This window comes from Aeromonas enteropelogenes, from assembly GCF_020097295.1.
Lineage (GTDB): Bacteria > Pseudomonadota > Gammaproteobacteria > Enterobacterales > Aeromonadaceae > Aeromonas > Aeromonas enteropelogenes.
Genome location: NZ_CP083625.1, coordinates 2,377,132 through 2,391,487, shown reverse-complemented (window position 1 = coordinate 2,391,487; position 14,356 = coordinate 2,377,132). Strand labels below are relative to the sequence as shown.

13 protein-coding genes are annotated in these 14,356 nt (G+C 61.0%); 8 read left to right on the top strand and 5 right to left on the bottom strand.

Going from position 1 to position 14,356, the window contains the following annotated elements:
* The first annotated feature begins 101 nt into the window (after nucleotides 1–101).
* The 3 genes from ybeD (at nucleotide 102) to lipA (ending at nucleotide 2,067) form a co-directional block, all read left to right on the top strand.
* Nucleotides 102–365: a DUF493 family protein YbeD gene (gene ybeD, locus LA321_RS11275; RefSeq protein WP_026457356.1), complete on the top strand. Its 264-nt coding sequence runs from the start codon at nucleotides 102–104 to the stop codon at nucleotides 363–365.
* Nucleotides 366–427: 62 nt separating this feature from the next.
* Nucleotides 428–1,105 (top strand): lipoyl(octanoyl) transferase LipB, encoded by a 678-nt coding sequence (gene lipB, locus LA321_RS11270; RefSeq protein ID WP_026457355.1) that lies wholly within the window; start codon nucleotides 428–430, stop codon nucleotides 1,103–1,105.
* Nucleotides 1,102–2,067, top strand: a complete 966-nt coding sequence (lipA, locus tag LA321_RS11265) for a lipoyl synthase (RefSeq protein WP_042025734.1) — start codon at nucleotides 1,102–1,104, stop codon at nucleotides 2,065–2,067. Before lipB ends, lipA begins: the two co-directional genes overlap by 4 nt.
* 62 nt (nucleotides 2,068–2,129) lie before the next feature.
* Here lipA and LA321_RS11260 read toward each other — a convergent pair whose 3' ends face one another.
* Nucleotides 2,130–2,690, bottom strand: coding sequence for an NUDIX domain-containing protein (locus LA321_RS11260; protein ID WP_407929425.1), 561 nt, complete (start codon nucleotides 2,688–2,690; stop codon nucleotides 2,130–2,132).
* A gap of 7 nt (nucleotides 2,691–2,697) precedes the next feature.
* The gene (locus LA321_RS11255; RefSeq protein ID WP_042072345.1) at nucleotides 2,698–3,498 is read right to left on the bottom strand and encodes a DUF2989 domain-containing protein; all 801 of its coding nucleotides are present in this window, start codon (nucleotides 3,496–3,498) and stop codon (nucleotides 2,698–2,700) included.
* A 197-nt stretch (nucleotides 3,499–3,695) separates the two neighbouring features.
* Between LA321_RS11255 and LA321_RS11250 the strand changes: the two genes are divergently transcribed.
* Both LA321_RS11250 and LA321_RS11245 read left to right on the top strand, forming a co-directional pair.
* Entirely contained in the window at nucleotides 3,696–5,129 is a 1,434-nt protein-coding gene (locus LA321_RS11250; protein WP_042072347.1) for a glyceraldehyde-3-phosphate dehydrogenase, read from the top strand.
* 59 nt (nucleotides 5,130–5,188) lie between these two features.
* Complete coding sequence (locus tag LA321_RS11245; RefSeq protein WP_026457591.1) at nucleotides 5,189–5,482, top strand: YeaC family protein; 294 nt, start codon at nucleotides 5,189–5,191, stop codon at nucleotides 5,480–5,482.
* 91 nt (nucleotides 5,483–5,573) lie between these two features.
* On the opposite strand, the gene ansA is transcribed toward LA321_RS11245, so the two are convergent.
* Complete coding sequence (gene ansA, locus LA321_RS11240; protein WP_042025741.1) at nucleotides 5,574–6,581, bottom strand: asparaginase; 1,008 nt, start codon at nucleotides 6,579–6,581, stop codon at nucleotides 5,574–5,576.
* A gap of 508 nt (nucleotides 6,582–7,089) precedes the next feature.
* Here ansA and gltS point away from each other — a divergent pair.
* A complete protein-coding gene (gene gltS / locus LA321_RS11235; protein WP_026457592.1) occupies nucleotides 7,090–8,289 on the top strand; it encodes a sodium/glutamate symporter in 1,200 nt (399 codons plus the stop codon).
* A 249-nt stretch (nucleotides 8,290–8,538) separates the two neighbouring features.
* Here gltS and LA321_RS11230 read toward each other — a convergent pair whose 3' ends face one another.
* On the bottom strand, nucleotides 8,539–10,410 hold the full coding sequence (locus tag LA321_RS11230; protein ID WP_042072348.1) for a methyl-accepting chemotaxis protein: 1,872 nt from the start codon (nucleotides 10,408–10,410) through the stop codon (nucleotides 8,539–8,541).
* 251 nt (nucleotides 10,411–10,661) lie between these two features.
* On the opposite strand from LA321_RS11230, the gene prfB reads away from it, so the two are divergent.
* Both prfB and lysS read left to right on the top strand, forming a co-directional pair.
* Nucleotides 10,662–11,760, top strand: a protein-coding gene (prfB, locus tag LA321_RS11225) for a peptide chain release factor 2 (protein WP_156141121.1) whose coding sequence is annotated in 2 segments (ribosomal slippage) — nucleotides 10,662–10,736 and nucleotides 10,738–11,760 — 1,098 coding nt in all. Because the reading frame shifts where the segments join, the coding sequence is not laid out codon by codon here.
* Between the two features lie 16 nt (nucleotides 11,761–11,776).
* The gene (lysS, locus tag LA321_RS11220; protein ID WP_042072349.1) at nucleotides 11,777–13,312 is read left to right on the top strand and encodes a lysine--tRNA ligase; all 1,536 of its coding nucleotides are present in this window, start codon (nucleotides 11,777–11,779) and stop codon (nucleotides 13,310–13,312) included.
* Nucleotides 13,313–13,442: 130 nt separating this feature from the next.
* On the opposite strand, the gene LA321_RS11215 is transcribed toward lysS, so the two are convergent.
* Nucleotides 13,443–14,249, bottom strand: coding sequence for a PhzF family phenazine biosynthesis protein (locus tag LA321_RS11215; RefSeq protein WP_042072351.1), 807 nt, complete (start codon nucleotides 14,247–14,249; stop codon nucleotides 13,443–13,445).
* Between the last annotated feature and the right edge of the window lie 107 nt (nucleotides 14,250–14,356).

Sequence of the window (14,356 nt, the reverse complement as noted above, 5' to 3'; positions counted from 1 at the left end):
AGGATCGTGCCCATATAGACAGCAATGGCGGCCCCAAGGGGCCACCGGCAACTAGCCATCCAAGATGAAGTCGTCCCCGTGACGATGCAAAAGGTGAGTAAATGAATACCAAGTTTGATGAACTGCTGGAGTTTCCCTGCAAATTCCCGTTCAAGGTGCTCGGCGTCGCCGATCCGGCGCTGCCGGACATGGTGGTGGAAGTGCTGCAGCAGCACGCCCCCGGCACCTACAGCCCGACCGTCCAGCCCAGCTCCAAGGGTAACTATCACTCGGTTCGAGTGACTGTCACCGCCCAGAGCAAGGAGCACATCGAGGCGATGTATACCGCCCTCGGCAAGATCGAGCTGGTGAAATACGTACTGTAACGTCTCTCTCGCCCCGTTCTGCGGGGCGACTGTTTTTGGCAGCAGCCAGCCGTGAGGAAGCCATGTCATCCCGGATCCCCGCCCAGCCCACGCTTATCGTCAGACATCTGGGCCGTCGCCCCTACCAGCCGGTATGGGACGCCATGAAAGCCTTCACCGACAGCCGCACCGGCGAGACCCCGGACGAGTTCTGGGTGGTGGAGCACGATCCCGTCTACACCCAGGGGCAAGCCGGCAAGGCCGAACATCTGCTGAACCCGGGCAATATCCCGGTGGTACAGAGCGATCGCGGCGGCCAGATCACCTATCATGGTCCCGGCCAGCTGGTGCTCTATGTGCTGGTGGATGTGCGCCGCTGCAAGCTGACGGTGCGCGAACTGGTCACCGCGCTGGAGACCGCCATCATCAATACCCTCGCGAAAAGCGACATCACGGCCTATGCCAAGGCGGACGCCCCCGGTGTCTATGTGAAAAACGAACTGGGCATGGAGGCCAAGCTGGCCTCCCTCGGCCTGCGCATTCGCAAGGGGTGCTCGTTTCACGGGCTGGCCCTCAACATCAACATGGACATGACCCCCTTCCTGCACATCAATCCGTGCGGCTACGCGGGCATGGCCATGACCCAGACCAGCGCCCTGGGCGGCCCGCAAAGCGTGGCCGAGGCGCAATCCATTCTGGTGGCCGAACTGGCCAGCCTGATTGGCTATCAGACAATAACAAACACCGAGAGTGAATCATGAGCAAACCCGTTCGTATGGAGCCGGGCGTCAAGCTGCGCGATGGCGACAAGATGGCCCTGATCCCGGTGAAATTCATGCCGGATCCCAACGAAGAACTCCTTCGCAAGCCGGATTGGATGCGGATCAAACTGCCCCCCTCCAGCCAGAAGATCGAGCACATCAAGAGCACCCTGCGCAAGAACAAGCTGCACTCGGTCTGTGAAGAGGCCTCCTGCCCCAACCTGGCGGAGTGCTTCAACCACGGCACGGCGACCTTCATGATCATGGGCGCCATATGCACCCGCCGCTGCCCCTTCTGCGACGTGGCCCACGGCCGTCCGCTCCCGCTGGATCCGGAAGAGCCGAAGAAGCTGGCGCTCACCATCAAGGAGATGAACCTCAAGTACGTGGTGATCACCTCGGTGGACCGCGACGATCTGCGCGACGGCGGTGCCCAGCACTTTGCCGACTGCATCAAGCAGATCCGCGAGCACAGCCCGCAGACCCGCATCGAGATCCTGACCCCGGATTTCCGCGGTCGCATGGAGCAGGCCCTCGAGGTGTTCCGCGAGACCCCGCCGGACGTCTTCAACCACAACCTGGAAACCGCCCCGCGCATGTACCGGGTGGCCCGTCCGGGCGCCGACTACAAGTGGTCGCTGGAGCTGCTGCGCCGCATCAAGGAGATGCACCCGCACGTACCGACCAAGTCCGGTCTGATGATGGGTCTTGGCGAAACCAACGAAGAGATAGTCGAGGTGCTCAAGGATCTGCGCGAGCACGGCGTCAACATGCTGACTCTGGGCCAGTATCTGCAGCCGAGCCGCCACCACCTGCCGGTGAAGCGCTACGTGCCGCCCGCAGAGTTCGACGAGCTGAAAGACGTGGCGATGGAGCTCGGCTTCAGCCACGCCGCCTGCGGTCCCTTCGTGCGTTCCTCCTATCACGCCGATCTGCAGGCCAAGGGCGAAGAGGTCAAGTAACCTCATCCCCTGCCATCAAAAAGAGCGCCACAAGGCGCTCTTTTTATATCCGCTTCTCGACATTACCACTCATCGAACACGCCGCGCTGCCACCAGCGCTGCAGCTGGGCCAGCACCCGGGTCTCGCGCACAGTCCACTGCGGACAGGGGCCCGCCAGCTGGGTCTTGTTGGTCTGCAGCGCCTCTTCGATGGCGATCCAGCCGGGTACGAAACCGAGCCGTATCTCGTAGGGCTGGGGCTGCGGGGCCACCAGCGTCTCCCCGATCCGGCAGAGGTAATAGAGGGAGCGTATGCAATAGGCATCGACCCCCTGCTCCCGGGCCGGCCGGTACTCGCGGGTCTCGCCGAGCAGGGCACCCACCTCCAGCAGCTCGGCGCCACACTCCTCTCGCAGTTCGCGGGCCAGCGCCGCGGCATGGCTCTCACCTGCCTCGACGCCACCGCCCGGAAACATGAAGTCGCCATTGACCCGGGAGTGCACCAGCAGCAGTTCGTCATCTCGCGCCACCACGGCGCGCACCGTCAGGCGCTCCAGGGTGCTGCCATCGGTCGGCACCTGGCCGTGGACAAAGTCGATGGCAAAGGGGTCGGGCCAACAGGAAGTCTGTGTCTGTAACGTCATCATTGTCTCAAGGCCGGTAGTTGCCTTGCCGGATCTGCTCGACCAGCTCGGCGGCCCGCTTGTCGTAAGCCTCGAGATCGGTCTTGCTCAGGGTGTGATAGATGCCAAAACGCGCGGTGGAGACCTCGGGAGAGCCTTTGAACGATTCGCTCACCTTGCCCCACAGGTAGGCCTGCCCATACTGCTTCTGACCCATGTAGAGGGTGCTGAGGGAGGTCAGCAGGCGGCTGTTGACCGTGTCCCCCTGCCGGTAGAGGGAGAGACCGTGCTGCAGGGTGTCGATCGCCTTGGCCGGATCGCTCTTGGCATAGATGCCCCCCAGCGCCAGCTGCAATTCGGGCTCCTCGAGCACCGGCTTGCCCTCGAGCGCCATGAACTGCTGGCGAGCCAGCTCGTTGGTGTTGTTGGTCCAGTGCCAGAGCAGCAGGTAGGGATCCTGGGAGTTGCGGGTCGCCACATCCAGCTGGGCCAGCTGTTCGCCGGCGGCCAGCATGCCTTCCACCCGCGGGCTCTTGAGCTCCTTGGCATTCTTGTATTCGATGTTGGTGGAGCGCTCCGCGCACTTGAGGTAGCGCTCAAGGTTGCGAATCAGCTCGTATTTGCGGCGATCCGTCTCCTCCTCCTTGAGGTAGAAACGGCTGCGGATGATGTCGGTGCGCTCGTAGCGGCACCAGCCATCGTCCACCAAGTCCTGACACAACTCGGGATGGTTGTTGCAAATGTTGTGCAGCCGATCGTCATTGCAGCCGGCGGCGGCAAACATGATCGGGAGCAGGATGAGTGTTGGGCGCATAGGCAGTTCTGTCATGACTCACATCTGGTTAATTGCAATAGGAGCCTGATGCGGCCACCTCCGGCTAGCAAACCGGTTACATATCCATTACAATGCGCGCGCCACTCAAGGCCGCGACTGCAGAATAATATAACGAAATATACACCCCTACAGTGATCTGCATTCGACGATTTTCTATTTGCACCAACAACGTGAAATAAAGGATCTGGTTAATGACCCACGAGCACTACTTGCAAGCGTGGCAGGAGAGCCAGGAGCTCGCCGAAGCCATGCAACCCCTGATTGGTCGTCTCTATCGCCAGCAAGGGGTCGAGATCACCGTCTACGGACGTCCGCTGCAAAATGCCTCCACCATCGATATCCTCAAGGCCCACAGGGTCGTACGCCGCCACCAGGGCGCCCCTCTCCCCATCCAACAAAGCTTCCCCCTGCTGCAGGCCATCGTGGCCCTGAAACCGACCGTTGCCGAGATAGATCTGGGTAAACTGGCCGTCGGTTACTGGCAGGAGCATCAGGATGAGGCGGGCATCGAGGATTATCTGAAAGCCAAACTGGCACCGGCCCTGGGCCGTGGTGAGGTTCCCCAGCCGACGGATGTAGTGCTCTACGGTTTTGGTCGCATCGGCCGCCTGCTGGCCCGCCTGCTGATCGAGCGCACCGGCGCTGCCAACTCCCTGCGCCTGCGCGCCATCGTGGTACGTGGCGGTCGTGACGGAGATCTGGAAAAACGCGCCAGCCTGCTGCGCCGCGACTCCGTCCACGGCCCCTTCAACGGTTCCATCGAAGTGGACGTGGAGCGCAGCGCCATCATCGCCAACGGCACCTACATCCAGGTGATCTACGCCAACAGCCCGGCCGATATCGATTACACCGCCTACGGCATCCAGAACGCCCTGATCATCGACAACACAGGTGTCTGGCGCGACGAGGCAGGCCTTAGTGAACATCTCAAGGCGCGCGGCGCCGGCAAGGTGCTGCTGACCGCTCCCGGCAAGGGCGAGATGAAGAATGTGGTATTCGGGGTCAACCACGAGGTGATTACCCCGGAAGATCGCATCATCTCCGCCGCTTCCTGCACCACCAACGCCATCACCCCTGTGCTCAAGGTGATGCAGGAGAAATACGGCATCCGTCACGGCCACGTCGAGACGGTGCACTCCTACACCAACGATCAGAACCTGATCGACAACTATCACAAGGGCGAGCGCCGCGGTCGCAGTGCAGCCCTCAACATGGTGATGACCAGCACGGGTGCCGCCAAGGCGGTGGCCAAGGCGCTGCCCGAACTCAAGGGCAAGCTCACCGGCAACGCCATCCGGGTGCCGACTCCCAACGTGTCGCTCGCCATCATCAACCTGTCCCTGGAGCAGGCCACCGATCGGGAGAGCCTCAACGCCTATCTGCAACAGATGTCGCTGAGCTCGGCCCTGCATCGCCAGATTGACTTCAGTGCCAGCACCGAGCTGGTCTCCTCCGACATGGTGGGTTCCCGCTTCGCCGGCATCGTGGACTCCCAGGCCACCATCGCCGAAGGGGATCACTGCGTGCTCTACGTGTGGTATGACAACGAGTTCGGATACAGTTGTCAGGTAGTGCGGGTGATGGAGCAGATGGCTGGCGTAGTCCGTCAGGATCTACCTGCATAACCCGCCAGGATCTGCTCGCCCAAGCCCGGGTTCATGGCTCAATTTCAAGGAGAGGCCGGATGTCGTATCAACAAGGTGAGTTTCAACAAGCAATCAGGCAGATGCCCAAAGAGGTGTACGAGCGGCTCAAGACCGCGGTCGAGCTTGGCAAGTGGCCAGATGGCAAGCCCCTCACCGACGAGCAGAAGGCCACCTCCCTGCAGGCCGTGATGGCCTGGCAGGCGATGCACCTTGAAAATCCCGAGCATATGAATATTGGCCGTGACGGCGAGATCGTGATGAAGAGCAAGAGCGAGCTCAAGCGCCAGTACCGCGACGAAGAAGAGATAGTGCGGGTCGACCTCAGCCACTGAGACTGACCCGACAAGTCGCTGCTGGCAGCGCACAACAAAGAGGGGAGCCATTATGGCTCCCCTCTTGTTTTATCCGCACCTTACCCGCTCATCAGGGGGTCAGTTCGCCACGCAGGGATTGCTGCATCAGCTCGCGAATGCGGTGGGAGGGCAAGCCCTGGCTCAGCAGGAAGTGCAGCTTGGTCAGCGCCGCCTCGGCGGTCATGTCGAAGCCCGAGATGACCCCGGCGCGCGACAGGGCGTTGCCGGTGGCATAGCCGCCCATGTTGACCTTGCCGTGCAGACACTGGCTCAGGTTGACGATGATGACGCCGCGGGCCGAGGCCTCGGAGAGCAGTGCCAGCATGGTCGGATTTTGCGGTGCATTGCCGACCCCGAAGGAGAGCAGGATCAACGCCTTCACCGGCTGCTGCAGGATATTGGCGATCACCTCGCTGGAGATCCCGGGATAGAGGGTCACCACGCCGATGGGCTGGGGGGTGATGTCGTGCAGCACCAGGGGCTGATCGGACGGTACCCCCAGCTCGCCTGCCTCCAGGGAGATGGCGATGCCGGCGTTGAGCAGCGGCGGATAGTTCGGCGAGTCGAAGGCGTGGAAGCCGTCCGCATGCACCTTCTTGCTGCGATTGCCGCGATAGAGCTGGTTGTTGAAAAAGAGCGTCACTTCGTGGATCGGGTAGTTGGCCGCGATATAGAGGGCGTTGAGCAGATTCTGCTGGCCGTCGGAGCGCAACTCGGCGAGCGGGATCTGGGAGCCGGTGATGATGACCGGCTTGTGCAGATCTTCGAGCATAAAGGAGAGCGCCGAGGCGGTGAACGACATGGTGTCGGTGCCGTGCAGGATGACGAAACCGTCGTATTTCTCGTAGTTGTCGCGAATGTCCTCGGCGATGCGCTGCCAGTCCGCCGGGGTCATGTCGGAGGAGTCGATGAGGGGATCATATTCATGAATATGGTAATCGGGCATCTCGGGCCGATGAAACTCGGGCATCCGCGCCAGACAATCTTCCATAAAGCCCGCCATCGGCACATAGCCGTGGTCGGAACGCTGCATCCCAATGGTGCCGCCTGTGTAGGCGATGTAGATGGACTTCTTCACACCCTCTCCTCTTGGTTGGCCGGATCAGTGGGCCGGAAACCGGCGGATTATATAGGGATAGCCCCTCTTCTTCACACCCCATCCGTCGCATCTTGTGATGCCTGCCCGAGCACGATGGGGCGGCAAGGTGTGCCATATCCATTGTTATCCCTCAGTCAAACACACTGTTTTTCCCACGCCCGAGCGGGGTTTGACAGGCAGCAGGAGCCAACCATTTCGAACCTCAACACGCCCTACCCCATAGGTATTAAATCTCGAAAAAAGAACAAATAATGGTCAATAAGACATGAAATATGGAATTAATAGGTGTTTTTTGCTACAGTCCGTCGGATTTTACCAAAATTTCATCTGGATGCCTGAGCATGTCAGGCCCGCACTGGCTCCATCTTCATGGAGCGGGGAACCTTTCCCCTTCTTTGCTGGCACGTTCGCCGCACTGTTTTTATCCCGGCTGAATCTGTGAGTCTTCACCACCGAAAGACACAGCCAATCAACATGGGAGTACTGAATGCTACAACTTGATTCCTACGCCACTCTTGTCGCCGCCACCCTGGTGTTGCTGCTTGGTCGTCTGCTGGTTACCCGCGTCGGGCTGCTGCGCACCTTCAACATCCCCAAACCGGTTGCCGGCGGCCTGGTGGTCGCGCTGGTACTGCTGTTGCTGCGCTCCACCCTGCAGATGGAGTTGCAATTCGACACCAGCCTGCAAACCCCGCTGATGCTGGCCTTCTTCGCCTCCATCGGCCTCTCCGCCGATCTGGGCAGCCTCAAACGCGGCGGCAAGGCGGTGGTCACCTTCCTGATGGTGGTCACCGGCCTGCTGCTGGTACAAAACAGCCTGGGGGTGGGCCTGGCCACTCTGCTCGGTCTGGATCCCCACATGGGGCTGCTGGCCGGCTCCATCACCCTCTCCGGCGGCCACGGCACCGGAGCGGCCTGGAGCGCCACCTTCTCCGACAAGTACGGCGTGCAATCTGCCGCCGAACTCGCCATCGCCTGCGCCACCTTCGGTCTGGTGCTGGGTGGCCTGATCGGCGGACCGGTGGCCCGCTATCTGGTGAAGAAGGTGCAGGTGCCGGGCGAAGAGCACAACCAGGATGACGCGCCCCAGGGCTTCGAGATGCCCGACATGGAGCGCCCGCTCACCCCGTTCAGCGTGATTGAGACCCTGGCGCTCATCGCCATCAGCCTCAAAGGGGGCGAGCTGCTCTCCCTCTACCTCAAGGGCAGTGTCCTCGAGCTGCCGATCTTCGTCTGCGTGCTGTTCGTCGGCGTGCTGCTGCGCAACGCCCTGACCCTGCTCAACTGGCATGAGGTGAGTGACCGCGAAGTCTCCCTGCTCGGCAACATCAGCCTGTCGCTGTTCCTGGCGATGGCGCTGATGAGCCTGAAGCTGTGGGATCTGGCCAGCCTGGCGCTGCCCATCTTCATCCTGCTGGCCGCCCAGACAGTGGCGATGGCGCTCTACGCCGTCTTCGTCACCTTCCGGGTCATGGGCAAAAACTACGATGCGGCCGTGCTGGCGGCGGGTCACTGCGGCTTTGGCCTGGGGGCGACCCCGACGGCCATTGCCAACATGCAGGCCATCACCCTGCGCTTCGGCCCCTCTCACCTGGCGTTTCTGGTGGTGCCCATGGTGGGGGCCTTCTTCATCGACATCATCAACGCCATGGTGATCAAGCTGTTTATGGCCCTGCCCTTCCTGTAAGCCCGACCAGACAGAACCATGATGACGAGAGCCCACCGCAAGGTGGGCTCTCTGTTTTGGGCAACAATCTGCTTGGCGGAGTGCTGGCCAGGGGCCAGATATGCTGGCACATGGCACATGGCACATGGGAGTTAAACGCAAGTTTCTTCCCTCTACCTCCCCTTTACCAACCGCGGCTACCACGATAACGGCCAATAAAAAGCCCCGCGATCATCGATCGCGGGGCCCGGTTGCAACGGGTCTGCCTGATTACAGGATAAAGGTCGCGACCTGCTGGTTCAGGTCGGTTGCCCGTCCCTTGAGTCCGGCGGCCTGATCCAGATCCCGCATGGCGGCGGCGGTGATCTCGTCGCTCACATCCTTGATGGCGGTGGTGTTCTGGGTGATCTCGCCGGTCACCTGGGTCTGCTCCTCGGCAGCAGTGGCAATCTGGCCCGCCATGTCGGAGATGAGGGAGACGGCCTGGGTGATCTCTTCGAGCGCGGCGGCGGCGGCATCGGCATCCTGCACGCTGTTGTCGGCCAGCCCCTGACTGGTCTGCATCAGGCTCACGGCACGGGAGGTGGTCTGCTGCAGCGTCTCGATGGTGGACTGGATCTCCTGGGTGGAGTCCTGGGTACGGCGCGACAGCACCCGCACCTCGTCCGCCACCACGGCGAAACCACGGCCCTGCTCACCGGCACGGGCCGCCTCGATGGCCGCGTTCAGGGCCAGCAGGTTGGTCTGCTCGGCGATGCCCTGGATGGTGGAGAGGATGCCGGAGATGGCCTGTGCGTGACGGCTCAGCTCGCCGATCACCTCGGTCGCCTGACCCACTTCATCGGCCAGACCGTTGATGGATTGACGGGTCTTGTTGACCAGCATCTTGCCCTGCTCGCTGCTCTGGGCCGACTGCTGGGCCGCGGCAGCTGTGCTTTCGGCGTTGTTGGCGATCTCCTGGGTGGCGCTCGCCATCTCGGTCACCGCGGTGGCGACCATGGTCACCTCCTGCTGCTGGCGCTGCAGCTCTTCGACCGCCGCCTGGTTGGTCACCAGACTGCGCTCGGCATCGGCGTCCAGCTCGCTGGCCAGCTTGCGGATATTGCCGATCAGCTGGTGCTGGCTGCCGACGAAACGGTTGAAGCTGTTGGCCAGCTGACCGACCTCGTCATTGGTGTCGATCTTGATGCGCTGGGTCAGATCGCCGTTGCCGTCAGCAATGCGGGCCAGTGCCTGGGAAACCTTGGTGAGCGGGCCGAGCAGCAGGCTGACCAGCCAGGAGATGGCAAGGATGCTGCCCACCAGCACCAGCAGAGCCAGGCCGAGCTGGGTCATCAACAGGGAGGAGAGCGGCGCCTCCAGGGTCGCCTTGTCCAGTACCAGTACCAGCTCCCAGTCGGTATCCGGAATGTCCACCGCCCACAGCAGCTTGTCGCGCCCTTCGCCATCGAAGTAGGCCGGCACCAGCTCGTGGCTGGCCTTGCTCTGTTCAATCAGGGCGTTGGTCAGATCGTTGTCGATCTCGGTGGCCGGCTTCATCGCCTTGGCGGCATCCTTGTAGGCGATGACGGTGCCATCCTTGTGCATCATGACGGCGAAACCGTCCGCCGGCAGGGTCATCTTGGTGACGTCTTCCACCAGGGAGGCGATGGAGAGATCGCCGCCAACCACACCGCCCTGGGCAGGTTGGGCCAGGGTCACCACCAGGATGTTGTAGGCCACGTCCAGATAGGGTTTGGTGACGATCATGCCCCCCTTGGCCATGGCCTCCTGATACCAGCCACGGGAGCGGGGATCATAACCGTCACGGTTGATGGATGGGTCAGAGTCATTCATCTTGCCACTGCTCTCGCCAAAATAGGTGAGCTGGAAGCGGCCGGATACCTGTGCCTGCTGCAGGGCATTAAGGGGCTCGGCGCCAGCCTTGTTGCCAAGGGCCTGCACTACATCGCGACGGGCAGCCAGCCAGTCGCTGATCCGTTCAGCCTGCTGGTTGCCCAGACGCTGTACCTGCTCCTGACTACCTTGCAACAGCAGCGACTTCTGGCTGCTGTAGCCTTGCCAGGAGAGCAAGGTGATCACCAGCGAGAGGGCGATCACCACCGATAACAGTATCTTTTGCTTGAGTGATAGATTTTTCATCATGGTTCTTCTTATGAGATCAGGAACAGGATTTCCCAAAAAGTGCATGGCACCCGTATGTTATAGCGACGTTATTAGCCAGAACTGAACCCTTATTCAGGGTTGCGGGCGGTATTTTCTACTGGAGTGGGGAAAACTGCACCAGAAATTGCCTACAGGGCACGCACAAGGACAGGCGGCCCTGTTTATTCCTTCCACAATTGGCTAGAATGACCCGTTTTCAAATCACATCGATCCTGAGAGTTTTCACGATGTTCGAAGTTAATCCTGTATTGAACAAACTTAAGGAGCTGTCTGAGCGGACCGAGCTTCTTAGGGGGTACCTTTGACTATGACGCCAAGAAAGAGCGTCTGGAAGAGGTAAACGCCGAGCTGGAACAGCCCGACGTCTGGAATGAGCCGGAGCGCGCACAGGCGCTCGGCAAGGAGCGCGTCGCGCTGGAAAACGTGGTTGGCACCATCGATACCCTGACTCAGGGCGTGGAAGATGTCGAGATGCTGGTAAGCCTGGCCGTGGAAGGGGAAGACGAAGAGACCTTCAACGAAGCCATCGTCGAAGCCGAGCAACTGGAAGCCAAGCTGGTGGAGCTGGAGTTCCGCCGCATGTTCTCCGGCCAGCACGACGGTTCCGACTGCTATATCGACATTCAATCCGGCTCCGGTGGTACCGAAGCACAGGATTGGGCCAACATGGTGCTGCGCATGTACCTGCGCTGGGGCGATGCCCACGGCTACAAGCCGGAGCTCATCGAATGCTCCGAGGGTGACGTGGCCGGCATCAAGTCCGCCACCATCAAGTTCACCGGCGAATACGCCTTCGGCTGGCTGCGCACCGAAACCGGCGTGCACCGTCTGGTTCGCAAATCCCCGTTCGATTCCGGTGGCCGTCGCCACACCTCGTTCTGCTCCGTGTTCGTCTATCCCGAGATCGACGACGATATCGAAATCGATATCAACCCGGCCGATCTGCGTATCGACGTCTACCGCGCCTCCGGTGCCGGCGGTCAGCACGTTAACCGGACCGAATCCGCGGTGCGTATCACCCACGTCCCGACCGGTGTCGTGGTACAGTGCCAGAACGACCGTTCCCAGCACAAAAACAAAGATCAGTGTATGAAGCAGCTGAAAGCCAAGCTCTACGAGCTGGAAATTCAGAAGCAAAACGCTGAGAAACAAGCCCTGGAAGAGACCAAGTCCGATATCGGTTGGGGCAGCCAGATCCGCTCTTACGTGCTGGATGACTCCCGTATCAAGGATCTGCGCACCGGCGTCGAAACCCGTAATACCCAATCGGTGCTCGACGGTGACTTGGACAAGTTTATCGAAGCCAGCCTGAAATCAGGTCTGTAAACAAGCAGGAATCACCATGTCTGAACAAACCACTACTCCGGAAGTCGACCAAACTCTCGAACTCAACAATGAGATGACAGAGCGTCGTTCCAAGCTGGCCGCCCTGCGCGCCCAGGGCAATCCCTTCCCCAACGACTTTCGTCGTGACAGCCTCTCCGGCGATCTGCAGGCAGAGTTTGGCGACAAAAGCGCCGAGGAGCTGACAGCCTTGGGTAAACGGGTGAAGATTGCCGGTCGTATCATGACCCGCCGGATCATGGGCAAGGCATCCTTCGCGACCCTGCAGGACATGGCTGGCAAGATCCAGGTCTATGTGACTCGTGACGACCTGCCGGAAGGCTTCTACAACGAGCAGTTCAAGAAGTGGGATCTGGGTGACATCGTCGGTGTCGAAGGCACCCTGTTCAAGACCCAGACCGGCGAGCTGTCCGTTCACGTCTCCGACATCCGCCTGCTGACCAAGGCACTGCGCCCGCTGCCCGAGAAGCACAAGGGTCTGACCGACCAGGAAGCCCGCTGCCGTCAACGTTACCTGGATCTGATCGCCAACGAAGAGTCCCGCAAGACCTTCGTGACCCGTACCAAGGTCGTGGCCGGTATCCGCAAGTTCCTGAACGACAAGCGCTTCATGGAAGTGGAAACCCCCATGATGCAGGTCATCCCGGGTGGCGCCTCCGCCCGTCCCTTCATCACCCACCACAATGCGCTGGACATCGACATGTACCTGCGTATCGCACCGGAACTCTATCTGAAGCGTCTGGTGGTCGGTGGTTTCGAGCGTGTCTACGAGATCAACCGCAACTTCCGTAACGAAGGTATCTCCGTTCGCCATAACCCCGAGTTCACCATGCTCGAGTTCTATATGGCCTACGCCGACTACATCGATCTGATGGATCTCACCGAAGAGATGCTGCGCACCCTGGCGCAGGACATCCTGGGCGATACCAAGATCCGTTACGCCAAAGAGGGCGAAGAGGGCCTGACCATCGATTTCGGTCAGCCGTTCCAGCGCCTCTCCATGGTTGACTCCATCCTGAAGTACAACCCGGATGTGACCCGTGACGATCTGGCCACCCTGGAGAGCGCCACCGCCGTCGCCAAACGTCTGAACATTGAGCTGATGAAGAGCTGGGAGCTGGGTCATGTAATCACCGCGATCTTCGAAGAGACCGTGGAGCACATGCTGCTGCAACCGACCTTCATCACCGAGTATCCGGCTGCCGTCTCCCCGCTGGCCCGTCGCAACGACCAGAACCCGGACGTGACCGACCGTTTCGAATTCTTCATCGGCGGCCGCGAGCTGGCCAACGGCTTCTCCGAGCTGAACGATGCAGAAGATCAGGCCGAGCGCTTCCAGGCCCAGGTTGACCAGAAAGCCGCAGGCGATGACGAAGCCATGTTCTACGACGCCGACTTCGTCACCGCGCTGGAACACGGTCTGCCGCCGACTGCCGGTCAGGGTATCGGTATCGACCGTCTGGTGATGCTGTTCACCAACAGCCACACCATCCGCGACGTCATCCTGTTCCCGGCCTTGCGTCCACAAAAGTAAGAACCGCAGAAACAGGGCCGCAGCAGCACTGCTGCCGTCAATGGCAATCAAAACGCCCCGCAACTGCGGGGCGTTTTTTATGGCGGACACAAATCGGTGGCGAACACTCAATCCGCCGCCAGTCTGCCCTCTATGAGGCGGGTGGCAACAGCCACTCCCCCTGCCACAAGGTGACGGCCTGACCCGCCATCAGCACCCGATCTCCCTGCAATTCAAGCCGCAGCTCCCCGCCCCTGGCCGAGATCTGGCGGGCCCGCAGCTGCTGTTTGCCGAGCCGTTCGGCCCAGAAGGGCACCAGGGCGCAGTGGTTGGAGCCGGTCACCGGATCCTCGTCTACCCCGACCCAGGGGGCAAAATAGCGGGAGACGAAGTCATGATCCGGATCGCTCGAGGGCGCCGCCACCATCAGGCCACGACCGGGCAGCGCTCGCAGGGCGTGGAAATCGGGCGAAATCGCTCGCACCTCCTCTTCACTGGCTAGCTCAAACAAGAACTTGGCCCCCGCCGCCAGCGCCTGCAATGGCTTGCAACCAAGGGCGACAGCATAGGCAGGGTCCAGCGCCAGAGGAGTGAGTGGGATGCACGGAAAATCGAGCCAGATCCACTCCCCTTCGCGCCGAGCCAGCAGCTCGCCGCTGCGGGTCTCGAAGCGAATGACCTCATCCTCTGCCACCACCCCCGTCTGCCACAACACGTGGGCCGCTGCCAGAGTGCCGTGGCCACAGAGGTCCACTTCCAGCTCGGGGGTGAACCAGCGCAGCTGGTAGCGGACCCGGCCCTGGGGCACCAGAAAGGCGGTCTCTGACAAGTTGAACTCGGCCGCCATGGCCTGCAATCCGGCATCCGGCAAGGCCGGTCCCAGCACTACCACCGCCGGGTTGCCGCCAAAGGGCTGCCTGCTGAAGGCATTGACATGGAACAATCTGATGGTCGACATTCACGCTTCCTGTGTGATCAATTCGGGGCTCATTCATGGCTGTTTATACCATGACAATCGTTACGCCCCGAATGGCTAACACCTCTGCTCTCTCCTTTTAATGCAAC